General features: G+C 69.4%; 21 protein-coding genes. 14 read left to right on the forward strand and 7 right to left on the reverse strand.

What is annotated here, in order from left to right; genetic code table 11:
• Window positions 1–9 precede the first annotated feature (9 nt).
• From dsbG to U6958_RS14730, 3 genes are all read right to left on the reverse strand, one after another.
• On the reverse strand, window positions 10–816 hold the full coding sequence (gene dsbG / locus U6958_RS14720; protein WP_016446232.1) for a thiol:disulfide interchange protein DsbG: 807 nt from the start codon (window positions 814–816) through the stop codon (window positions 10–12).
• Complete coding sequence (locus U6958_RS14725; RefSeq protein WP_074921338.1) at window positions 813–1,811, reverse strand: TlpA disulfide reductase family protein; 999 nt, start codon at window positions 1,809–1,811, stop codon at window positions 813–815. Before U6958_RS14725 ends, dsbG begins: the two co-directional genes overlap by 4 nt.
• A gap of 85 nt (window positions 1,812–1,896) precedes the next feature.
• Entirely contained in the window at window positions 1,897–3,096 is a 1,200-nt protein-coding gene (locus U6958_RS14730; protein ID WP_074921337.1) for an MFS transporter, read from the reverse strand.
• Window positions 3,097–3,241: 145 nt separating this feature from the next.
• Between U6958_RS14730 and U6958_RS14735 the strand changes: the two genes are divergently transcribed.
• The 8 genes from U6958_RS14735 (at window position 3,242) to U6958_RS14770 (ending at window position 10,193) form a co-directional block, all read left to right on the forward strand.
• Window positions 3,242–3,829, forward strand: coding sequence for a TetR/AcrR family transcriptional regulator (locus U6958_RS14735; RefSeq protein WP_017403860.1), 588 nt, complete (start codon window positions 3,242–3,244; stop codon window positions 3,827–3,829).
• Window positions 3,830–3,980: 151 nt separating this feature from the next.
• Window positions 3,981–4,643, forward strand: a complete 663-nt coding sequence (locus U6958_RS14740; protein WP_012206042.1) for a response regulator transcription factor — start codon at window positions 3,981–3,983, stop codon at window positions 4,641–4,643.
• On the forward strand, window positions 4,640–6,169 hold the full coding sequence (locus U6958_RS14745) for an ATP-binding protein (RefSeq protein WP_074921336.1): 1,530 nt from the start codon (window positions 4,640–4,642) through the stop codon (window positions 6,167–6,169). The genes U6958_RS14740 and U6958_RS14745 overlap by 4 nt, the downstream gene beginning before the upstream one ends.
• Window positions 6,170–6,359: 190 nt before the next feature.
• Window positions 6,360–7,097 (forward strand): c-type cytochrome, encoded by a 738-nt coding sequence (locus tag U6958_RS14750; RefSeq protein WP_016446227.1) that lies wholly within the window; start codon window positions 6,360–6,362, stop codon window positions 7,095–7,097.
• A 17-nt stretch (window positions 7,098–7,114) separates the two neighbouring features.
• The gene (locus U6958_RS14755; protein ID WP_074921363.1) at window positions 7,115–8,125 is read left to right on the forward strand and encodes a c-type cytochrome; all 1,011 of its coding nucleotides are present in this window, start codon (window positions 7,115–7,117) and stop codon (window positions 8,123–8,125) included.
• Between the two features lie 303 nt (window positions 8,126–8,428).
• The gene (locus U6958_RS14760) at window positions 8,429–9,049 is read left to right on the forward strand and encodes a DUF2325 domain-containing protein (protein WP_074921362.1); all 621 of its coding nucleotides are present in this window, start codon (window positions 8,429–8,431) and stop codon (window positions 9,047–9,049) included.
• Complete coding sequence (fur, locus tag U6958_RS14765; protein ID WP_016446224.1) at window positions 9,046–9,549, forward strand: ferric iron uptake transcriptional regulator; 504 nt, start codon at window positions 9,046–9,048, stop codon at window positions 9,547–9,549. Before U6958_RS14760 ends, fur begins: the two co-directional genes overlap by 4 nt.
• Window positions 9,546–10,193, forward strand: coding sequence for a nitroreductase (locus tag U6958_RS14770; protein WP_074921335.1), 648 nt, complete (start codon window positions 9,546–9,548; stop codon window positions 10,191–10,193). The genes fur and U6958_RS14770 overlap by 4 nt, the downstream gene beginning before the upstream one ends.
• 67 nt (window positions 10,194–10,260) lie before the next feature.
• Here the strand turns inward: U6958_RS14770 and U6958_RS14775 are convergent, their stop codons facing one another.
• Together U6958_RS14775 and U6958_RS14780 are read right to left on the reverse strand one after the other, a co-directional pair.
• Window positions 10,261–11,148, reverse strand: coding sequence for a class I SAM-dependent methyltransferase (locus U6958_RS14775; RefSeq protein WP_016446222.1), 888 nt, complete (start codon window positions 11,146–11,148; stop codon window positions 10,261–10,263).
• Between the two features lie 128 nt (window positions 11,149–11,276).
• Window positions 11,277–11,783 (reverse strand): hypothetical protein, encoded by a 507-nt coding sequence (locus U6958_RS14780; protein ID WP_026061999.1) that lies wholly within the window; start codon window positions 11,781–11,783, stop codon window positions 11,277–11,279.
• A 153-nt stretch (window positions 11,784–11,936) separates the two neighbouring features.
• On the opposite strand from U6958_RS14780, the gene U6958_RS14785 reads away from it, so the two are divergent.
• From U6958_RS14785 to U6958_RS14795, 3 genes are all read left to right on the forward strand, one after another.
• Complete coding sequence (locus U6958_RS14785) at window positions 11,937–12,287, forward strand: hypothetical protein (RefSeq protein WP_074921334.1); 351 nt, start codon at window positions 11,937–11,939, stop codon at window positions 12,285–12,287.
• 188 nt (window positions 12,288–12,475) lie between these two features.
• Window positions 12,476–13,813, forward strand: a complete 1,338-nt coding sequence (locus tag U6958_RS14790) for a hemolysin family protein (protein ID WP_016446219.1) — start codon at window positions 12,476–12,478, stop codon at window positions 13,811–13,813.
• Window positions 13,800–14,309, forward strand: a complete 510-nt coding sequence (locus U6958_RS14795) for a hypothetical protein (RefSeq protein ID WP_016451614.1) — start codon at window positions 13,800–13,802, stop codon at window positions 14,307–14,309. The genes U6958_RS14790 and U6958_RS14795 overlap by 14 nt, the downstream gene beginning before the upstream one ends.
• Window positions 14,310–14,479: 170 nt before the next feature.
• On the opposite strand, the gene azu is transcribed toward U6958_RS14795, so the two are convergent.
• Entirely contained in the window at window positions 14,480–14,938 is a 459-nt protein-coding gene (azu, locus tag U6958_RS14800; protein WP_016446217.1) for an azurin, read from the reverse strand.
• Between the two features lie 335 nt (window positions 14,939–15,273).
• Between azu and U6958_RS14805 the strand changes: the two genes are divergently transcribed.
• Window positions 15,274–15,555: a hypothetical protein gene (locus U6958_RS14805; protein WP_244160464.1), complete on the forward strand. Its 282-nt coding sequence runs from the start codon at window positions 15,274–15,276 to the stop codon at window positions 15,553–15,555.
• A 45-nt stretch (window positions 15,556–15,600) separates the two neighbouring features.
• Here the strand turns inward: U6958_RS14805 and U6958_RS14810 are convergent, their stop codons facing one another.
• Window positions 15,601–16,323: an alanyl-tRNA editing protein gene (locus U6958_RS14810; protein WP_074921332.1), complete on the reverse strand. Its 723-nt coding sequence runs from the start codon at window positions 16,321–16,323 to the stop codon at window positions 15,601–15,603.
• Between the two features lie 392 nt (window positions 16,324–16,715).
• On the opposite strand from U6958_RS14810, the gene U6958_RS14815 reads away from it, so the two are divergent.
• Together U6958_RS14815 and U6958_RS14820 are read left to right on the forward strand one after the other, a co-directional pair.
• Complete coding sequence (locus U6958_RS14815) at window positions 16,716–19,658, forward strand: DUF4132 domain-containing protein (protein ID WP_074921331.1); 2,943 nt, start codon at window positions 16,716–16,718, stop codon at window positions 19,656–19,658.
• A 76-nt stretch (window positions 19,659–19,734) separates the two neighbouring features.
• Window positions 19,735–22,716, forward strand: coding sequence for a DUF4132 domain-containing protein (locus tag U6958_RS14820; protein WP_074921330.1), 2,982 nt, complete (start codon window positions 19,735–19,737; stop codon window positions 22,714–22,716).
• The last annotated feature ends 7 nt before the right edge of the window (window positions 22,717–22,723 follow it).

Raw genomic sequence — 22,723 nt, forward strand, 5'->3', positions numbered from 1 at the left:
TCGTCCTCGTCATTTCCTGCCACGCGGCCCCATGACCTCTTCCAGCAGGCCTGGCGGCAGGCCGGTGCGCACCTGCACCACTCCCTTGTCATCCTTCCAGACCAGGGCCGGCGTGGCACGCAGGCCCCAGGTGGACATCAGCGAGGCATGGCTGGCCAGCACCTGCCGCGTGGCCTGCGGCACCGGGGCCAGCGGCGTGGCGCCCGCGCCTTCTGCGCTGGCGCGGCCGGCCTTGGCATAGGCGCGTGCGTGCTCGGCCAGGGCCTGCTCTGGCTGGCGCGCGGTCAGCATGGCGGCGGCCTTGCCCTCGCTGCTGGGCTTGAGGATGCCCACCAGAATGTGGCGCAACTGCACCTGGCCGCTCTCCACCCAGGGCCGGGCATCGTTCCACAGCTGGTTGCAATAGGGGCAGTTGGGGTCGGTGAACACATAGACCGTGCGCGGCGCGTCGGCGCGGCCATCCGGTATGGACTGGGCGCGCTGCACATCGCTCCACAGTTGCTCGCCCATGGGCTTTTGCACGGCGGCCTGCAGGGCCTGGGCGTTCACGTCGCGGCCCTGGGCGTCGATCACCGTGCCCAGCACCCAGTGCTTGCCGTCAGGCATGCGGTAGATGGGCACGGGCTGGCGGTCGCGGTAGGCGGCCCAGGCCTTGAGTCCGCCCACGGCCGGCAGCGGTCCCACCAGGGTCAGCCCCTGCTGGGCCAGGAAATCCTCCGATGGCAGCTCGGACGCCGCAGCCGGCAGGGCCAAGGCTGCCGATAGGGCCAGGGCTCCTGCCAGTGCAGGCAGGGGGAACAGGGGGGAAGCGCTCATGAACATTCCTTCAGATGCTGGGCCAGGCTGGCGCGCGACAGCTCGCCCATGCGCATGCCGCACAGCCGGCCGTCGGCGCCATAGAAATAGGTGGAAGGCAGGCCCCGCTGGCGCCAGTGCCGGCCGGCCTGCTGCTGCGGGTCGAACAGCACCTGGGCCAGCGGCAGCGGGGCCGTCGCCTGCTCGCGCCGCAAATAGCCCATCACGGCCTCTGCCGTCTCGCCCTGGTTGATCCAGATGAAACGCACATCGGGCCGCTGCTGCTGGGCCTGGGCCAGCACCGGCATCTCGCGCCGGCAGGGCGGGCACCAGGTGGCCCAGAGGTTGATCACCATGGGCTTGCCATCGGCCTGCTGCAACTGCTGCAGCGAGACCGGCTGCGCCTGTCCGTTGACCAGGGTGAAGGCCGGCAGGGCCGGTGCATCTGCGGAGGGCAGCGCCTGCAGCAGGCTGCCCAGCACCAGCAGGGCAGCCCCCGCGCCCAGCGCCAGCCCTGTGGCGCGGCGCAGCACCGGGGAGCGGCGGCTGCGCCACAGCATGTACAGCAGCGCGGCCAGCAGGCCGGCCCAGAGGTTCCATCCCCCGTCGCGGATATCGATGATGCGGCCTGCGAAGGCCGGCATCCCGCCCCAATCCCAGGGAGCAGGCGCGTACTCTGCCCACCACTGCGCGACATAGGCCAGGCGCGCCGCCAGCAGGCCGGCCAGGGTGCTTTGCCACAGCAGCGCATCCACGGCCTGGCCCGTGCGCCTTTCATTCCTGCGCGCCAGCCACTGCGCCAGCAGCCAGGCCAGCATGGCCACCACCACGCCCACCGGCAGGACCAGCGGCCCCAGCGCCAGGCTGGCAGGCAGGTGCAGCCAGGCGCCCAGCGCCGATAGCGCTGACGGCCCGCCAGGCTCTGCCGCTCCGGCAAGAACAGGCGAAGGCGCCAGCAGCAGGCCGGCAAGCAAGGGCAGGAAGGACGAAAGAAGAGGGGATGACCGGAGATGCATGGGCAAGGAGTTTCAGCCATGCAGGCTGACAGGCCGTGGATGCTGGCAGCGGGGAATTAACGGGGGGTTAACGGCCTCATGGCCATCAGGCTGCGACCGGTCCATTTCGCCCAGCCAATCCCATGGCCGCAGACAGCAGCAAGGCCGCAGCGGCCAAGCCGCCAGACAGCCAGAGCGTGGCGTGCAGCCCCCAGCCATCGACCAGTTGGCCGCCTGCCCATGAGCCCAGCGCAATACCGATGTTGAAGACGCCAACGTACAGCGCCGTGGCAATTTCCACGGCGCGTGGCGCAGCCTGCATCATCCAGGTCATCAGGCCCACCGATACGCCGCCGTAGGCCAGGCCCCAGACCAGCAGCACGGCGCCACCACCGGTTGGCGAGTCGCCCACGGACAGGAACAGCACAGGCGCCAGCAGCAGGCCCATGGCGATCGCAGCCAGACTCGGCACCGTGCGGCGCGCCGCGATGATGCCCGCCAGGAAGTTGCCCGCAATGCCCGCGATGCCGTAAGCCAGCAGCAGCGCGCTCATCCATTGCGCATCGAACCCGGACACCGTCAGCAGCAGCGGGCGCACGAAGGTGAAGGCCATGAAATGCCCGGCCACCAGCAGCAGCGTCAGTGCCAGCCCGGCCTGCAGCCTGCGGTTGGCCAGCTGATGACTGAATTGGCGCAGGCTGGCCGAGCCTGTGGCAGGCAGGGCGGGGAGAACGGCCATGTGCAGCGCCAGCACCAGTGCGCTGAAGCCTGCCATGCCACCGAATGCCCAGCGCCATCCCGCGAAATCGCCGATCAGCGCGCCCAGCGGCACGCCCAGCACCGAGGCCGCCGCCACGCCGCCAAAGATGATGGAGGTTGCCAGGCCCATCGACGCCTGGGGTACCAGCCGTGCCGCCAGCCCGCCCGCGATTGCCCAGATGCCGCCCATGCAAAAGCCCACCAGGACGCGCGCGGCCAGCAGCCAGATCAGCGACGGCGCCAGCGCCGAGGCCAGGTTGGCCAGCACGAGCAGGGCCAGCAGTCCGCACAGGATGCGGCGCCGGTCCATGCCGCCCGCCGCCATCACCACCAGCGGCGCGAACAGCGCGGCCAGCAGCGCCGGCAGCGAGATCATCAGGCCGGCCCTGCCCATGGAGGTGCCCAGGCTGCCAGCAATGGATGTGAGCAGGCCGACCGGCAGCATTTCCGTGGTCACCACGGAAAAGGTGGCCAGGCCCACGGCGGACACGGCCAGCCACGGGCGGCGCGCGGCGGGTTCGGGCCGCGTGGAGGAAGACGAATTCATGGTCCAGATCCCTTCAAACAGGTGGGGGGGTGTTGCACCGCCGTCGCGGGACAGAGAAAATACATACGCTGCGTATGAATAGAATCCTATATACATGCGCTTCGTATGTAAATAATCATGCATGCCGTATGTAAGGAGATTGGCCATGGTCCGCCGCACCCGCGCCGAGATGGAAGAAACCCGCGCCACGCTGCTGGCCACGGCCCGCAAGGCCTTTGGAGAGCAGGGCTACGCCGATGCCTCCATGGACGATCTCACCGCGCAGGTGGGCCTGACGCGGGGCGCGCTGTACCACCATTTCGGCGACAAGCAGGGCCTGTTGGCGGCCGTGGTCGAGCAGATCGATGCCGAGGTGGATGAACGCCTGAAGGCCATCACCGCCCATGCCCGGGATCCCTGGCAGGGCTTTCGCAGTCGCTGCCAGGCCTACCTGGAAATGGCGCTGGAGCCTGAAATCCAGCGCATCGTGCTGCGCGATGCGCGCGCGGCTTTGGGCGGAGCGCTGCCGCAATCGCAGCGCCACTGCATTGCGTCCATGCAGGCACTGATTGCGGACCTCATGGCGCAGGGCATCGTGGCCCGGGCCGATCCGCAGGCGCTGGCATCGCTGATCTACGGCAGCCTGGCCGAAGCGGCTTTCTGGATTGCCGAGGGCGAGGACGCCGACCTGCGGCTGGAGCGCGGCGCGGCGGCGCTGGACCTGCTGCTGGGCGGGCTGCTGGCCCGGCCCTGAGCGGGCCGCCTGGCCGCATTCTTGTGCGCGTGCCTGCGAGATTCGGCCAGCTGGCGCACACCTCGCTACAAATCTGCGATGCTCAGTCGCTTTTCGTTCTCGACTTGGATACAGACGGCGGGGCCTGGAGCCAGGCCCTGCGGACAACAACATGCATGTTCTCTTGGTGGAAGACAACGCGCTGGTGGCCAGCGGCGTGCGGGCCGGCCTGCAGCTGCAGGGCTTTGGCGTGGATACCGTGGCCTCGGCCGGGCAGGCGGATGCGGCCATCCGTTCCTCGCATTTCGATGCCTGCGTGCTGGACCTGGGCCTGCCGGACGAGGATGGCCTCTCGCTGCTGGCGCGCTGGCGCGGCCAGGGCCTGCAGGTGCCCGTGCTGGTGCTGACGGCGCGCGATGCTGTGTCACAGCGCATCGAAGGCCTGCAGACCGGCGCCGACGATTACCTGGTCAAGCCCTTTGACCTGCACGAACTGGCGGCGCGCCTGCATGCGCTGCTGCGCCGCGCGGCCGGCCGCAGCGTGGACTGGATCGAGCTGGGCGAGGTGCGCATCAACCCCGCTGCCGGCCATATCCAGCGCCAGGGCCGCACCGTGGAGCTGTCGCGCCGCGAGTGGTCGCTGCTGCGCGCGCTGCTGCAGTCGCCGGGCCGCATCCTGAGTACCGAGCAACTGCGCGACAGCCTCTACGGCTACAGCCAGGACGTGGAGAGCAATGCCGTCAACGTGCATGTGCACCACCTGCGCCGCAAGCTGGGCCATGAACTGGTGGAGACGGTGCGCGGCGAGGGCTACCGCCTGGGCCTGCACCCATGATGCGCAGCCTGCGCGTGCGCCTGCTGGCATGTCTGTGCCTGGCGCTGTGCACGCTGTGGGGCGGGGTGGCGGCCTGGATGTTCTCGGACATGCGCAACGAGCTGCGCACCGTGCTCGATGACCGGCTGATCGCCTCGGCGCGCATGGTGGCAGGCATCGTCCACCAGTTCCGGCCTGCCCGGGAGCTGCCGCAGGACTGGAGCCCCATGCTCAACGTGATCGCGCGCGACGGCGTGGCCTGCGAGGTCAGCCTGGTGCGCGGCGAGGTCCAGCCCGTGCGGCCCGAATCGGCCCTGCCGCAGGTGCTGGCCAAGACCGAGGGCAGCCCCGTGTTCCCGCAGAGCATGCCGCTGGGCTTCTCGACCATCATCAAGGGGGGCAAGCCCTGGCGCACCTATGTCCTGGAGGACCACGGCGTGCGCATCGCCACGGCCGACCGCATCGATGTGCGCGAGGGCCTGGTCCACGGCTTTGCCTACACCATCGTCCTGCCCTTCGTGCTGGCGCTGCTGGCCAGCATGGGGCTGATGTGGTGGGCCGTGACCCAGGGCCTCAGGCCGCTGGAGGCCCTGCGGCGCGAGCTGGCGCACCGCCCGCCCGGCGACGATTCGCCCGTGGCCCAGGGCCTGCAGACGCGCGAGCTGGCGCCGCTGGTGGGCACGCTCAACCAGTTGCTGCACCGCGTGCGCGCGGCCATCGACCGCGAGCGCCGCTGGAGCGACGACGCCGCCCATGAGCTGCGCACGCCGCTGACCGCCATCAAGACCCATGTGCAGGTGGCGCAGATGGCGCTGGCGGCGCCCGGCATGCCTGCTGGCCTTCTGGCCGCGCCGCCCGGCTCCATGGCCCGCGATTCGCTGGCCCAGGCGGGCGAGGGCGTGGAGCACCTGCAGCACACGCTGGAGCAGTTGCTGCTGCTGGCGCGGCTGGAGCAGCATGAACCGGGTGCCGCCAATGCGCTGGCCTGCGGCGATGCGCCTGCCGATGCGCTGCAGGCGCTGGACAAGGCCTGGCAACTGGCGGTGAATGCCGTGAGCGCCGGAGCACCGGCGCCGGCGCAGCGCCAATGGTTGGACACGCACCAGCAGCCCGGCAACGGCGCCTGGCCGCTGGCCATCTCCGAGCCCCTGCTGGTCTCGGCCCTGCGCAATCTGCTGGAAAACGCCCTGCGCCATGCGCCGCAGCATCCCGTGGAACTGGCCGTGCGCCCCATTGGCGCCATGCCGGGCACGACGCAGCAGCCGGGCACAGGCTATGTGGAGTTCACCGTGGCCGACCACGGCCCGGGGCTCAGCGCCGAGGAATGCGAAGAGGCCACGCGCCGCTTCTGGCGCAAGCGTCCCCAGGAGCATGGCAGCGGCCTGGGCCTGCCCATCGTGCAGCGCATCGCCGAATGCGCAGGCGGCTGCCTGCTGCTGCAGCCGCGCAGCCTGTGGAGGCCCGAAGAAGGCGATGCGAGCGGGCTGGTCGCACGCCTTTATCTGCCGTTGGCGGCGGGCGCCGGCGCACTGGTGCCGACGCACTGACGAGAGCGCACCGACGCCGGCGCATTAACGCCGACTTAATCTGCGCTGCGTATCGTGCCGACCTGGCTGGCCAGCCGCGCAGGCATTGCGCCGTGCGGGGGCAGCCGCAGGTATCCAGAACTGACCCTGTCCGCCGCTGCCGCGCACCTGCCGGCGCCCACGCATGGCAGGGCAACAGCCTCTTCCCACGATGAACCGCATGAACAAACAGACCCTGTCCCGGTCGTGCATCGCCATTGCTGTCGGCATCTGCATGCCGATGGGCGGCGCCTGGGCACAAGACACCTCCGCTGCGCAGGCGGCGGTGCAAGGCAACGCTGCCGCTGGCCAGAAGATCGCCCAGGCGGGCACGCCCCAGGGCGCGGCGGCCTGTGCCACCTGCCACGGCGCCAAGGGCGAGGGCATGGCGGGCTTTCCGGCACTGGCCGGCCAGCACGCCGGCTATCTGGCGCGCCAGCTGCAGCACCTGGCCGACGGCAGCCGGCAGGCGCCCGTGATGGCGCCCATGGCCAAGGCCCTGTCGGCCCAGGACCGTGCCGACGTCTCGGCCTACTACGCCAGCCTGCCGCTTCCCATCCAGCCCGTGCGCGGCCCGCTGCCCAAGGGCAAGGACGATGACGGCGCCTGGCTGGTCGAGCGTGGCCGCTGGGCCGACGGCATTCCTGCCTGCGCCCAGTGCCATGGCCCTGGCGGCGTGGGCGTGGGAGCGGACTTCCCCGCCATCGGCCACCTGACGGCCGACTACATGCAAAGCCAGGTCGCCGCCTGGAACAAGGGCCAGCGCGAGGCCGGCCCCCTGGGCCTGATGGGCAAGATCGCCCGCAAGCTCACGCCCGAAGACATCCAGGCGGTGGCGTCCTACTACGCCCGCCTGCATGGCGCGGGCACAGCCACCGCAGCCACGGCCTCCGCACCGGCCAAACCCTGATGGACCGGGAGCCGATCATGTCCGACACACCACGCAATCCCGCCCCCGGCAGTTCCAACACCGCCGAATACATCGTCGTTGCCTGCCTGTTCGCCGGTCTGGCGGGCACACTCGCCTATGGCATGTACGTCAGCCGTCCTGCCCGGCCCGACGTGCCGGTCAACGTGGCCGCCGCACCCGCCGCACCCGCTGCTGTCCCCGCAAAGCCCGATGCCCAGCCCGTTCAGGGGGCTGCCGACGGCGCAGCCTTCACGCCGCCCGGTGCCCGCGACATTCCGGACACCCCCATGGGCGAGTGGATCCGCCGTGGCGAGGCCATCTTCCTGCGCACGCCGGCCAACGCCGTGGGCTTTTCGGGCAACACCCTCAACTGCGTGAACTGCCACCTGGACGCAGGCCGGCTCAAGGGCGCCGCACCCATGTGGGGTGCCTACCCGCTGTACCCGGCCTACCGCAAGAAGACCAACCACGTGGACACCTTCGCCGAGCGCGTGCGCGGCTGCTTCATGTACAGCATGAACGGCAAGGCCCCCGACGACGGCCACGACATCCTCGTGGCGCTGGAGGCCTATGCCTACTGGATGGCGCAGAAGGCGCCCACGGGCGAGAAGCTGCCCGGCGCGGGCTTCACCAAGGTGGGCAAGGCCGCGCAGGAGCCCAGCTTCGAGCGCGGCGCCAAGGTGTACGAGGCCAAGTGCGCCCTGTGCCACGGCCCTCAGGGCCAGGGCCAGGAAGCGGGCGGCGTGACCGTGTTCCCGCCGCTGTGGGGCAAGCAGTCCTACAACTGGGGCGCGGGCACGCACGAAGTGGACAAGGCCGCCAGCTTCATCAAGGGCAACATGCCTTACGGCAACCCCACGCTGGATGACCAGGAGGCCTGGGACGTGGCCACCTACATCAACAGCATGGAGCGCCCCCAGGACCCGCGCTTCACCGGCAACGTGGCCGACACGCGCAAGCAGTTCCACGACAACCCGTACTCGCTGTACGGCACCGAGGTCAACGGGCGGCTGCTCAAGGGTCTTTGAGCGGATCGGACAGGCAACGGCAGGCCGGGCGCAGGCCTGCGTTGCTGCAAGGGACAGGGCGCTGACGGCCGCCCTGCAAGCGCATCTGCGCCGGTGCGGCCTTTGCACCAGACGGCGTACGGTCATCGGTTTGACGGCCGGCATTTCATGATTTAATAAGAATCATTCTCACTGATTTGCCGACGCATCCGGCTTGCGCCGCAGCACACCGCCTTGCCGGCAAGCCCGGCCCGTGCCGCACGCGGCCATGCGCACAGGCCTTCGCGCGACCGCCGCGCGATGCTCAGGTTTGCCGAGGAAACCATGACCCAGACCTTGGACGACATTCAGCAGCTGGCGCACGAGCACCAGGTGCTGCTGCGTGGCTACGGCCACGCCCAATTGCGCAGCAGCGAGCTGCTGTGCCTTCAAGCCCAGGAAATAGAGAGGCTGCAAAGGCTGGTGATCCGCCAGCGCGCGGCCTTGATGGCCAAGGAAACCCAGCTGCTGTGGGCGCGCGAGGAGCGCGAGGCGCTGGAGAAGGCCATTCCCGGCCTCTCGCGCCGCGTCATGCTGGCGCGGCGCGTGGAGTCGCTGCTGGTGCGCGTGCAGGACCTGTTGCGCGAGCGCGCACGCTGGCAGCGCCAATCGGCCGCGCCCCTGGCGCAGCCCGCCGTGCCTGCAGCGGGCGCGCATGCGCGGGAGCCCGAACAGGACGCCGAGGCCTTCGAGGCCAGCCTGCGCGAGGCCGACCTGGTGATCTGCCAGACCGGCTGCCTGAGCCACGGCGAGTACTGGCGCGTGCAGGACCATTGCCAGCGCACGGGCAAGACCTGCGTGCTGGTGGAGCAGCCCGATGCGCTGCGCATCGTCCGCATACACCGGGGCGCCGACGGCGGCGACAACCCCGCCATGACGCTGAGCCACGGAGACACGACCGCATGACACGCAGCAAGATGCCCCTGAGCCCGGGTGGCGAACCCGAACTGCGCAGCGTGGGCCTGAAGGCCACGCTGCCGCGCATGCAGGTGCTGGAAATCTTCAGGCAGAGCGCATCGCGCCACCTGCATGCCGAGGACGTGTTCCGCCTGCTGGCCGAGCGGCGTGCCGAAGTGGGCCTGGCCACCATCTACCGCGTGCTGTCGCAGCTGGAGGCGGCGGGCCTGCTGCTGCGCCAGACCTTTGAAAGCGGCAAGGCCGTCTTCGAGCTCAACGAGGGCCCGCACCATGACCACCTGATCTGCCTGCAGTGCGGACGCGTGGATGAATTCAGCAACGACCACATCGAGGCACTGCAGCACCAGGTGGCCCAGGCCCACGGCTACCGCCTGGCCGACCACCGCCTGGCCCTGTACGGCCATTGCGGCGCGTGCTCGCAGCTGCCACCCGAATCACCGGCACAGCCCGAGCAGGCAAGACAGCCTGCGCTGCAGGACAACGAATGAGCACCAACGACAGATCCCTGACCCCCGAGCAGCGCGCCGCCCTGGACCTGCTGATGTCGCGCCAGTCGCGCTGGCCGCTGCAGGACCCGGCGCCGGGCGCAGACGTGATCGACACCGTCATCGATGCCGCACTGCGCGCCCCCGACCACGGGCAGCTGCGGCCCTGGCGCTTCGTGCTGGTGCAGGGCGATGCGCGCCATGCGCTGGGCGAGGTGTTCGTGCAGGCCGCCAGGGCGCGCGACCCGCAGGCCGACGCCGAGCGCTTCCGCGCCAAGGCCTTGTCCGCCCCGCTGATCATTGCGCTGGGCGTGCACCTGCAGCCCGAGCACAAGGTGCCAGAGAGCGAGCAACTGCTGGCTGGTGGCGCTGCCGCCATGAACATGCTCAACGCCCTGCACATCCTGGGCTTTGGCGGCTTCTGGGCCAGCGGCTCCAACAGCCACGATGCGCGCGTGCGCGAGGCCCTGGGATTCGAGCCCCATGACCGGCTCGTCGGCCTGCTGTATGTGGGCACGCCCGTCTCGGCCGGCCGCGAAGCCCTGCGGCCGCCGCGCAACCGCTTTGTGCGCGAATGGCAGCCCGGGCAAGACCTGGTGCAAGGCCTGGCCCTGGCCCTGTCTTCCAGCGCGGCCGACGCAGGCTGATCCTGCTTCCTTGAAGCAAAGATGCCCGGCTTGACCGGGCATCTTTCGTTGCGGCTGCGCAATCGGCCTAAGCCGCCGTCTCGACCGACTTCAGCTGGTAGATGGCATAGAAGTGCACGCCAAAGGTCCAGCGGAATGCCGGCCCCACCAGCGAGTAGGGCGGGCCGTAGCCTTCCATCACCTGGTGCGCGGCCACCAGCTGCAGGCGGGGATGGGCTTGCGCCAGATCGGCCTCGCGGCGCAGGCCCCAATGGAACTGGGCCTGGGTGAGCCGGACCGAAGGGTGCTGGCTTGCGCGCCCGGCCGCCAGCCAGCACATGGCGTCGAACACCAGCTCCGAGCCCGGCGGGCTGCGTTGCGCAAACGTGGTCCACAGCGCCTGCATCTGCTCTGGCTGCAGGTACATGGAAACGCCCTCGGCCATCATGAACACCGCAGGCCCGGACCTGTCGGCCGGCAGTCCCAGCCGCTGCCACCAGTCGGCATCGGCCAGGTCGAATTCGCGGATCTCCTGGCGCTCCGATTGCCGGGGCAGCAGCTGCCTGCGCAGCGCGGTCACCGGTCCCAGGTCCGCATCCGTCATGTGCATCTGCCCGTTGTCCAGCCATTGGAAATAGTCGCTGAGGCCGCAGCCCAGGTTCACCACATGGCCCTGCGGCTGGCGCTGCAAGAAGTCCTGCGCCAGCGCGCGAAAGCAGTGCGTGCGCGCCAGCACGCCGTAGATGCTCTGCCGGTCCTGCAGCCACCGGCTGCCGTCGTCGCCCAGCTGGGTCAGGGTGTCCAAGGCGTGGGCGTCACTGACGGCCATGCCGGGAAACAGCCGCTCGCCCAGGGCGCGGGCGGCCAGTGGAATGCGCAAGGTCTCGCTGACATCGGACAGTTTTTCCTGGCGTGGCGAGGAGGGCTGCGCGTCGGGCAAGGCCGTTGCGGCCGTCGGGGCAAGAGATTCGGGCATGGCGGGCTCCTGTGCGTTGCCGGCCGGGGCGGGCGGCATCCACCTTCCATGAATTGCTTCAAGGGCTGATACCCATATTAGGGCCTGTTCGCACGAATGCAGGCAACCCGAAGGGAAGCTGCCTGCCATCAATCCTTGTTCACCTTGTGGTCCTCGCCCTTGGCCTGTTCCATGGCCTCGGGCTCCAGCTCCTCGGCGGAGCGGTTGAGGTGGATGAAGGCACCCCAGCCCAGCAGCAGGACACCCACGGCGCTGACCAGGGCGGCGGGATAGAGCAGGTGGGCCGGCTCTTCCTGCGTCTTGAAGGCAGCGACCAGGGCTTCGACGGCCAGGGCCACGACCAGCACCACCAGAAAGCGCGAGAGAAACCGGCGCACGCGCGTGGGGCCGCTGATATGGGCCTCGCGTATGACCTCCTCTTCGGTGATGGTCTGGGCGATCTGCAGCGCGACCACGCCCGAGGCCAGAATGCCCAGCGCCTCGACGATGCGCAGGCCCGAATCGCCATCCACGCCATGCGCCATGGCGTTCCAGCCCTTGAGGCCTGCAATCCACAGCAGGGCGATGGCCGCCAGCGAAAACAGCAGGGCGATGAGCGCGTGCACGACGGTGAAAAGGGTATGGAGTGCTTTCATGGCAAAGGGCGGAGAGTGGGCCGTGGCGCATGTTTCCACGGCGCCGGCGCGCCGCTTGTAGGAAACGGCGAACAGCCGTGGACAGTGGCAGGCAGCGGTGGGCAGGCGCGGTGCCTGCCCGCGGGTGCGGCGCATGGATAAAATCCCCGGACCATGTCCAGATGGTTCATCGTGGCTTTTTCCCTGCACTTCGTCGTCAGCGTGGCCTTGTCCACGCTGGGGCTTGTGCCATGGCGGGCCCTGCCGGGGGCCGCTTGCGAGCCGGCCGGCGCCGCCTGCGCCAGCGTGCAGCGCACGGCAACGCCGCTGGTGGACACGGCCTCCCTGCTCGATGACTTCGACCATGCGCTGATGGACGATCAGCAGGACCTCCCCGATGTCATGCATGCCGTCGATGGCGTGGATGCCCCCCGGCTGCAGGCCGATCGCCATGTCGCCAGCAGCCTTCGCGAAGGACCGTGGCGCAGCCTGGCCCCGCCCGACCGGCCTCCCCGGGCGGCCTGATCCCCTTTGCGACCTGCCGGGGCCGTTGGCTCCGCCGGGTCGGCTCATGCGGCATCCACGCCGTTCGCCGGTCCTGTCCGGCATGCCCCGTCTGCGGGGCTGGCCTATCGCTTCCAATCTCTCCGGACCCAGCGCAGCATGGGCCCTTTTTGCCGCAGCGGCGGCTCCCGGTTCCCAGAACAAGCATCATGGAAATTGCCATTCTTTTTGCGCTGATCCTGCTCAATGGCGTCTTCGCCATGTCCGAGATCGCGCTGGTGACGGCGCGCAAGGCTCGCCTGCAAAAACTCATAGACGAGGGGGACGCCGGCGCCGCCGCAGCCGCCCAGCTGGGGGCCGACCCCACGCGTTTCCTGTCCACCATCCAGATCGGCATCACCTCCATCGGCGTGCTCAACGGTATCGTCGGCGAGGCCGCGCTGGCCGCTCCCCTGGCCGAGTGGCTGCAGCGCCTGGGCGTGCCCGCGCCCTATGGCGGCTACACGGCCACGGCGCTGGTGGTGGTGCTGATCACCTATTTCTCCATCGTCGTCGGCGAGCTGGTGCCCAAGCGCATCGGCCAGACCTACCCAGAGACCTTTGCGCGCCTGATCGCACGCCCAGTCAACTGGCTGGCCCATCTGACCAAGCCCTTCGTGGTGCTGCTGTCCGTGTCCACCCATGCGCTGCTGCGCCTGCTGGGCGTCAAGGAAAACAGCGGCAGCGCCGTCACGGAGGAAGAGATCCACGCCATGCTGGCCGAAGGCACGACGGCCGGCGTCATCGAATCGCATGAGCACACCATGGTGCGCAACGTGTTCCGCCTTGACGACCGCCAGATCGGCTCGCTGATGGTGCCGCGCAGCGACGTGGTCTGCCTGGATGCCGATGCGCCGTTCGAGGACAACCTGCGCGTGATCGAGCAGTCCGACCACGCGCGCTTTCCCGTGGTGCGCGGCGGCATGGACTCCATCATCGGCGTGCTCAACGCGCGCCAGTGGCTGTCGCGCGCGCTGCAGGGCAAGGATCAGGGCCTGACCGACCAGCCCATGCAGACCGCGCTCTATGTGCCCGAGACCATCACCGGCATGGAGTTGCTGGAGAGCTTTCGGCTGTCCGACGTGCACATGGCCTTCGTGATCGACGAGTACGGCGAGGTCCAGGGCATCGTCACCCTGCAGGACCTGGTGGAGGCCATCACGGGCGAATTCCAGCCCCGCGATCCGCGCAACTCCTGGGCGCTGCAGCGCGAGGACGGCAGCTGGCTGCTGGACGGCCACATCCCCGTGCCCGAGCTCAAGGACCGGCTGGAGCTGGCCACCGTGCCCGAGGAAGAGCGCGGCCGCTACCACACGCTGGCCGGCATGGTCATGCTGCTCACGGGCCGGCTGCCGCGTGTCACCGACACCGTGCAATGGGAAGGCTGGCGCTTCGAGGTGGTGGACATGGACGGCAAGGCCATCGACAAGGTGCTGGCCATGCGCGTTGACGTGTCGCTGCAGGTGCCCGGCGACGAAGACGCAGGAGCTGCCCATGCACCGCGTTGAACGACGGGCCCCGCGCTGCGCCTGGAAACTGCTGGCATGCGCGGCGGCCGTGGTCTTCATGGCCGCCTGCCTGGACGGCGTGCAGGGCTACCCGCAGCAGCAGGCGCCCATCATCAGCCCCTACGACATGACGCAGGAGCAGCGGCTTGCCGAAATGAACGCCATGGGCGCGGCCGGCCATGCCGACCACCGCTGGACCTACGAACTTCGCCCCGGCTGCGTGCTGCGCGTGGACCTGGACGGCCCGCAAGGCCCGCGCCCTTCCCTCGATATCGCCCTGCTGGGCAGCGTGGTGGCCGTCACGTCCCAGCGTGAACGCGGCAGTTTCCGCGTGGAGCTGCAGTCCGGCGACGGCCTGCAGTCGGCACGGTCCCTGGTGCTGGAAAGCACCAAATGGGCCGACGCCAGCTGGACCCAGCTGCTGCTGCGCCTGATGCAAAAGGGTTGCATGGAAATGCAGGGCCGCCCGCACGGCAGGACCGCCAGCCGGCACTGAGAGGCGACGCACAACGGCACGGATCGGCATGCATCGGCAGGGACCGGCAGGCCAGGCAAGCGCGGCTTGCCCGGTCCCGCAAATGTGAGGGGCGGAAACGACAAGCGGCACCGAAGTGCCGCCGGGTAGGGCGCGGGGCGCAAGGTCCCGGGCCAGGGCAGATCGCCGGCTTACTTGGCCAGCGTCAGCGTGCCCTTCATCAGCGCGGAATGGCCGGGGAAGGAGCAAAAGTAGCTGTAGGCCTCGCCCGCCTTCAGGGCGGCGGTGGAGAAGGTCACGGAGTCGGTCTCGCCGCCGCCGATCACCTTGGTGTGGGCGATCACGCGGGCGTCCTTGTCCTTCACGAAGTCCTTGGCGGCGCCGGCGGCGATGCCGTCATTGGCCACGGGCTGCAGGTCGGCCGTCTTGCTCAGTACCCAGTTGTGGCCCATGGCCGTCTTGGGCAGCTTGCCCACGTGCTTGAGCTTGACCGTGAACTGCTTGCAGCTGGCGGGCACGCTGATGGTGGGCTTGTTGAACTGCATGGCGTCATTGCCTTCGATCTCGACGGCGCAGTCGGCGGCCAGCACAGGCGCGGCGACGGCAGTCATTGCGAGGGCCAAGAGGACGGGTTTCCATTGCATTGCCATTGTTTTCTCCTTGAAAAGCGGGTGAGGTGGCTGGCATCCGGTGGCCATGGACCGGCAGGCGGTCTGTCGCCATGGATGCTTTGTATGGCTGCCTCCAGCATAGACAGGATGGGGGAGGGCGGGTTGATTTGAATCAAGTCAAAACAGTTCGAAGACCTGCGCTCCAAGCATGCGGTATGGCGTCACGCCGGCACGGTATGCGCGGTGGCTGTCGCCGGGAATCACTTGCCGTCCGTCGTCTTTTGGCGACGGGCAACCCCACAGCTCGCATGCCTCTACTCACCTCAGTCACATTTGGGTACGATTGCGGCACATAGAGGGGGTTTATGAGAGTGATGATTTTCATAGGCGCTGTCATTGGCGCCATCTTTCTGCTGACGGCGTTCTTCGTCGACAGCTCCCAGCAACAGACGGCGCTGGCGGGCATGGCCTGTGCCAGCGTCCTCATTCCGTACGTGCTGTTCAGGTTGCACTCGATCGCCGTCGAGCAGGACAAGCTCGATCAGATCCTGCAGCTGATGCGAAAGTCCGGCAGCCAGCCCGAAGGGGTGGCTCCGGGCGGCGAGGGGTCCCGTGAGCCGGGTGGCCCCTCGGCGCCCAGGTCCTGGATGTCCTGAGGCGCGGGGCGGCAGCCAAGACAGGCCAGGCAGGTCCGGCAGGCCTCAGGCGAACTGCACGACCACGCGCCGGTTGGTGCGGCTTTTCTTCTCGATCTTGGTGACGGCCACCGTGCCGATCTCGGCCGTGCTGCGCACATGCGTGCCGCCGCAGGGCTGGCGGTCCAGGCCGGGGATGTCGATGATGCGGATCGTCGCCGTGCCGCCGGGGGGCGCCGCGCCTGCGGTGCGTACCAGATCGGGCTGGGCGGCCAATTGCTCGGGCGTGATGCGGTCCACGTTCACGGCATGGCTGGCGGCCATCAGGGCGTTCAGGCGCTCCGTCAGATCGGCCTTGTCCAGCGTGGATTCAGGCAGGTCGAAATCCAGGCGTGCCGAGTCCGGCGAGATGCTGCAGCCCGTCACGGGCACGGGCACCAGCACGCCCAGCAGGTGCAGGCAGGTGTGCAGGCGCATCAGACGGTGGCGCCTGTCCCAGTCGATGGCTACCTGCACGCGCTCGCCGACCTGGGGCGGCGCATCGGTCTGCAGCACATGCAGGATGCGCTGGCGGTCATCGGCATAGACGGTGTCGATGACCGCCAGGCTGCGTCCGTCGGCCAGGATCAGCGTGCCGGTGTCTCCGGCCTGGCCGCCGCTGCGGGCATAGCAGACCGTGGCATCCAGCTCGATGCCTTCGGGGCTGACCGCGATCACGGTGGCTTCGCAGCGGTCCAGGTAGGCGTCGTCGTCAAAGAGCTTGTGCGTCTGGGACAGGGGCATGGGCATGGGGTGTCTCCGGGGTCATGTCGCGGTCCATGGTATCGGCGGCATGGCGGGGCCGGGCAGTACGCCTGGGCGAAAAGTCCCCAGTACAGTCCATTGCCCGCAGCGGTGGCAGTCGGCTGCTTGACAGCCTGTCAAGTGCCCGGGTCCGCGACCTGACAAGATCGGCGCCCGCGCCGCGCGCGTGCCGCTGAACAATGGCGCATTCCTTGCCGACGGCGCTACAGATTTTTCCGAAGCTGACGACATACGCAGGGCATGAATCTGTGAGTTTTCCGAGGAACTGTCCGAATGGATCAAGAACCTTTGCGTCCATCCCGTGCAGGCTCCACCCCCGTCTCCATCCCGGCAGGCCCCGGTTTGCGGCTGCCCACATTGTTCATCTCCTCATCTTTATGAGCACTACCGATCTTCACGCAGCTTCCCTGAGCGATCTCTATGACCGGCTGGACGAAGGCCTCAGCGAAGAGGCCTTTGCCGCCGAACTTGATGCCCGGCTTCATGACGGGCGGGCCGATGAGGTGCAGGTTTTCCTGCGTGATTGCGAGGAGCGCTGCCTTTACATGCTGGGGCGCCTGAACAGCAGCGAATCGCCCTGGACACATGACGGTGAGCGCTGGCTGGCCCTGGCACGGCTCACGGTGCCGCGCGGCCATGCGCCGGCAGGGCTCAGCGAGAAGCTGACCAATGCCAAGGTGGCCGCCGAAGTGCGCGTGATGGCCGAGCAATGGCTGGCCCATGCCCGCAGCGCGGATCTGCCGGTCTTCAAAGGCATAGGCATGGTGCTGGGCAACCTGGTGCCCTGGCTCTGCTATCCAGGCATGCCCTACGAGGAAGTGACGGCCACGCTGGACTGGACGCTGGCCCTGCGCAAGGAAGGTGAGTACAAGCCCGACACCGAGTACCACGCGCCCTGGAAGCGGCTGATCGCCCAGCTGAACGATGCCGACCTGCAGCGCTACGCCGCCGTGGGCGGCAAGCTGTTCGCCGATGTGATAGTGCACTACCGCGAAGAGCGCCAACCCAAGCAGCCCAAGGGGCAGGGCTGGAAGTCCTGGATGGGCTTCTTTGCCGCGCATCCCGAGCTGTATGACCAGACCTACATAGGCGAACCGGACCTGATAGAGCAGCGCTGGGCCAGCGCAGATGCCCCACGGCGTGAGGAACTGGCGGGCACCCTGATGGGCCAATTGGGCCATGCCCAGGGCGGGGAGCGTACCCGTGCGCTGCAGCTGCTGGACCGCCTGATGGCCGAGGATCCCGCGCCCTTTGCCAGGCAGCTGCGTGAGAACGGCGGCTATCGGATCAGCCTGGCGCTGGCCATGCATGTCATGAAGCAGGACGATGCCGCCTTGCTGCCCCTGCTGCTGCCGGCCATTGCCCAGCACTGCGACCGCGAGGACGAGCTGCGCCGCTACCGCAGCGCGATCCGCGAACTGGTGACCCGCCGACCGACCGATCTGGCCGAGGTGCCTGTCAAGGACCTGGTCAATGTGCTGCCCGCGTTCGACACCGCCAGCCTGAAGGCCACGCTGCCCACCTTGACCCCGCTCATCGCAGGCAGCAGCGCCAAGGGCCTGCGCGCCGCCATGGCCGGCCTGGCCGCCCATATTCCGCTGGCCAGCTTGGTGGATGCCGGCTGGCTGAACAAGCCGCCCAAGAACCTGCTGCTGACCTGCCGCGACGTGCTGCTGGCCCACCCCGACCCCGCCGTCGGTCCCTTGCTGGCGCAGTTGCTGGCCGGCGGCAAGCTGGATGCGGCCTCGGCCAGCAGCGTGCAGCAGCGGCTGAACCAATTGGGCCTGACCGGGCAGGGCGCCTCGGCATCGGAAGAAAGCCAGGCGGATGCCGCATCGCCAGCGTCTGCCGCTGGCGGTGTGGACCTGGAAGCCCAGCTCGCCTCCATCAAGCGCCTGAGCGCGGCCATCAAGCCCTTCGACACGCCCGAGCTGCTGGCGCTGTGCGCGCCTCTGTCCGAGCACGCGGCCCGCGTGCTGCTGCATGTGTCCGCCATTGCCGAAGGCGGCCTGCCGCCGCTGGCCGGCGAGCTGCTGGCGCGCATTCCGGCCGACAACCGTGCCCGCCTGGCGCTGGCCCTGGTGCAGCAATGGATTGCTTGCGAGGGCGAACCCAAGCAGCGCTGGGCGCTCAGGCTGCTGCCCGGCCATGCCGATGACCGCGTGGTCGATGCGCTGGTGGCCGCCGTCCAGGCCTGGAACCGCCCGCGCCTGCAGCGCGCGGCCGCCGCTGTCGAGCATCTGGGCGAGATGGACAGCCTCTACGCTCTGCTGCGCGTGCAGGAGATCTCCGAATCGCGCTCGCTCAAGGACCAGGTGCAGCGCACGGCGCGCAGCGCCCTGCGTGCCGCCGCTGCCCGCCGCAAGATGAGCGTGCCCGAGCTCTTCGACGAGCTGACCCCCGACTTCGGCCTGGGCCAGGGCCTGACGGTCACGGTCGGGCCGCAGAGCTACCGCGTGGAGCTGCAGGGCGATCTGAGCCTGCGCGTCATCAACGACAGGAACAAGGCCAGCAAGACCATTCCTGCGGTCAAGGACGAGGCGCTCAAGCCCGAATGGGAGGCGGCCACCGCGCAGCTCAAGACCCTGGCCACCAGCCTCAAGACCGTGGTCAAGCAGCAGGCGCCGCGCATGCTGGCGGCCCTGGTCAGCGGCAAGCGCTGGCCGCTGGATCGCTGGCAGCGGCTGTTCGTGGCCCACCCGCTGCTGCGCATCGTGGGGCGCAGCCTGATCTGGCGCGCAGAGGATGCGCCGGGCCTGGCGCGCACCAGCTTCCGCCTGGCCGAGGACTTCTCGCTGGTCGATGTGGAGGATGAAACCGTGGCCCTGCCCGCTGGCTGCAGCATCAGCCTCTGGCACCCGGCCACGGCCCAGCCCGGCGAGCGCGAGGCTTGGCAGGCCTACATGGCCGACTATGAGCTGGAGCCCCTGGTCGACCAGCTGGGCGCCTGCGCCGAGCAGCCCGCGCCAGGCCAGTTCAGGAACGGCATGCTGCTGCCGCCCGCGCCGATCACGCTGGCGCAGGAGCAGCTCGGCGCCATGCTCAAGAAGTTCGGCTACCGGCCCGGCCCCGTGGGCGATGGCCCCAGCATCAACGAGCATGTGTGGCGCCTGCCCGCGCTGGAGCTGAGCCTGGAGCTGTCGCACGGCTATTTCCCGCCCTACCTGGACCTGGGCCTGCCCGTGGCCGTGGAAGGCCTGCGCGTGCACGACCTGAGCAAGGGTTACGGGGCCAGCGCCGACCCGGCGCGGCTGCCCAAGCCGCTGCTGGCCACGCTGCAAGGCCAGTGGCTGGCCCTGGCGGCCAAGGCGGCTGCCTGAGCCCTTGTCTTTGTGAACCTTTGCTCCCTTGAAACGTTGGCCGGCCGATCGCCCATCACCGAAGACTCCACAGACCATGAGCAACAACGAGACAGCAGCGCTTCCCCTGCAGGCTTTGTACGAACTGCACACGGCCGCGCCGGCTGGGCGCGAGGGCATGCCGGCCTTTGCCGCCGAACTGGCAAAGCGCCTGGCCCAGGGGCGTGATGCCGGGGTTGCGGACTTCCTGCGCGACAGCAGCAGCCTGTGCCAGGAGCGGTTGCACCAGCTGCCCGGCGAGCATGCGCCCTGGCAGCGTGACCACGCGCTGTGGCTGGCGCTGGCGCGCATCAGCCTTCCGCTGGGACAGTTCTATGGAGGCAACCCGGGCGTGCCCCGGCGCAGTGCCGAGCTGACCGCAGAGCTGACGGCACTGGCCCGCGCCTGGCTGGATGACTGGGGCAGCCGCACCCACCAGCCCTGGAGACTGCGCGATGGCTACGACCTCGTGCTCAGGCAGGTGTTTGGCGTGCTGGGCCATGAAGGCATGTCCAGTGCCGAGATCACCGCCCTGCTGCGCTGGGCGCGGGAACTGAGCGCAAAGGCCGGCATTGCGCCCGGCGCGCAGTACTACTGCCAGTGGCAGCACCTGCTGCACCAGCTGCCCGAGCCCGAACTGCTGGCCATGGCCATCGAGGACGGCGGCGGCCAGCTCAGCCGCGACATCGTCCAACGCCAGCTGCCGCTGCAGCGCACGCGGCCTGCAGCGCAGCGCTGGGCGCTGTGGCGGGATTTTTTTGCGCAATTCCCCGCCGTGCTTGACCAACTGCGCCTGCCCGAGCCCGTGCTGATCGCATCGCGCTGGGAGACGGCCGATGCCGCGCGCCGCGACCTGCTGGCCCAGGACCTGTTCAAGGCCTTGTGCTTTGCCTCGGACGATGACTGGCCGCATGACCATGCCCTGGTGGAGCGCATGCTGCAGACCGACGCTGCGCCCCTGGCCGCCTGGTTCAAGCAACTGGGCCACCTGGCGATCAATCCCGCCGTGGCGCAGCGGCTGTGGGAAGCCCGGTGGCCGGCCCTGCTGCCGCTGCTATTGCCGGCCTGCGCAGACGGCTGCAAGCACGAATCCGACCGCGCCGGCTACGCCTCGGTGGCCGAAACCTTGCTGGCCGATCGCCCTGGCGACCTGGCCCGGCTGGCCGCCGGCCCGCTCACGCACCTGCTGCCCGCGCTGCGCGTGGACACGCTGCAGCGGCTGCTGCCGCAACTGGGCAAGGCCGCCTCCGGCAGTGCCTCCAAGGGTTTGCGTGCGGCGCTGGCACAGGCGCTGTCTGCCTTGCCCGTGGATGCGCCCCAGGCCGCCGGCTGGCTGGCCAAGCCCAACAAGAACCTGGTGCTGGCCTACCGCGATGTGCTGTTGGCCCATCCTGATCCGGCGTCTGGCAGCCTGCTGTCGGCACTGCTGTCCGGTGGATTGCTGGACGTGGCCGAGCAAGGCCCGGTGCAGGCGCGACTGAAGGATCTGGGTGCCGCAGCCCCGGTTGCGGACGCAGCCGGGTCACCTGGCGGCGAGGCCATGCCAGCGGGCAGCGATGCCGGCTCCCTGGCAGAGCTTGAAGCCCAGGCCGCCAGCCTGCAGCGCCTGTCGCCCGCCATTGCCGCGCTGGACCAGCCGGCGCTGCTGGACCTGCTCGCACCCCTGTCGGCCCAGGCCGCGCGCGCGCTGCTGCACCTGGCGGCCTCCAGCCCGCAGGAGCTGCCTGCGCTGGCCCGCCAGCTGCTGGCCCAGGCCGGCGCGGAGAACCGTGCGCGGCTGGCGCTGGCCCTGGTCCAGCACTGGGTGGCTGCCGATGGAGCGCCCGAATCGCGCTGGGTGCTCAAGCTGCTGCCCGGCGCGGCGGACGACCGCATCGTCGATGTGCTGTCCTCGGCCGCCCTGGCCTGGCACAAGACGCGCAAGGAGCGCGCCGTGGTCGCGCTGCAGCAGTTGGGCCGGCTCGACACGGTCTATGCCCTGTCCTGCGTGCAGGCCCTGGCCACCGGCAAGACCCTCAAGCCCAGCGTGCTGGCCGCCGCGCAGGCCGTGCTGGCCGAGGCCGCCACGCGGCGCGGCATGGCGCTGGCCGACCTCGGCGACGAGCTGACCCCGGACTTCGACCTGGGCCGGGGCGTGCAATTGCAGGTGGGCGCGCAGACCTATGACGTGCTGCTGCAGGGCGACCTGTCGCTGCGCCTGCGCACGCCGGCCGGCAAGCTGGTGCGCAGCCTGCCGGCCCTGGACGACGAGGGCCTGCGCACGGAGTGGGAGGCGGCCGCCGCGCGGCTCAAGACGCTGTCCAAGGGCATCAAGGCCGTGCTGCAGCAGCAGGCGCCGCGCCTGCAGTCCTGCCTGATGCTGGGCCGGCACTGGCCGCTGGACACCTGGCGCCGCCTCTTCCTGGAGCACCCGCTGCTGCGCGTGGTGGCACAGGGCCTGGTCTGGCGGGTGGAGCCCGCGGCCGGCCAGCCGTTCAGCCTGCGCATTGCCGAGGACCTGTCCCTGGTCGATGCCGAGAGCGACGCGGTGCAACTGCCGGCCGAGGGCCGCATCGCCCTGTGGCACCCCGCGCAGGCCACCGAACAGGAGCGTGCGCAGTGGCGCGAATGCCTGGCCGACTACGGCCTCAAGGCCCTGGTCGATCAGGTCGATGCGCCCGCCGACCTGCCGCTGGCCAGCCAGTGGCAGCCGGAACTGCTGCAGCCCCTGGCACCGATACGGCTCACGCAGCAGGCGCTGGACGGCCTGGCAGGGCCATGGCGCTTTCATGCCGGCCCCGTGTGCGATGGCCCCGGCATCTACCTGCACCTGCGGGACTTTGCCGTGCAGCGCTGGCGCGTGGAACTGCTGCACAGCGCGGCCATGCCGTACTACGAGCCCGGCCATGAGATCGACATCGAAGGCTTTGCCCTGCGCGACATGGCCGCCGACCGTCTGCTGCCCCCGGCCGAATGGCCGCTGCCGCTGCAGGCATCGCTGTGCGCCATGCTCCAGGCCCTGGCCTCGCGCGCTGCGGGCGCGGCTGCAGCCCAGGTTTGACTCCCTC

This window comes from Delftia lacustris, assembly GCF_040267515.1.
In the GTDB taxonomy this organism is placed as follows: Bacteria; Pseudomonadota; Gammaproteobacteria; order Burkholderiales; family Burkholderiaceae_C; genus Comamonas; species Comamonas tsuruhatensis.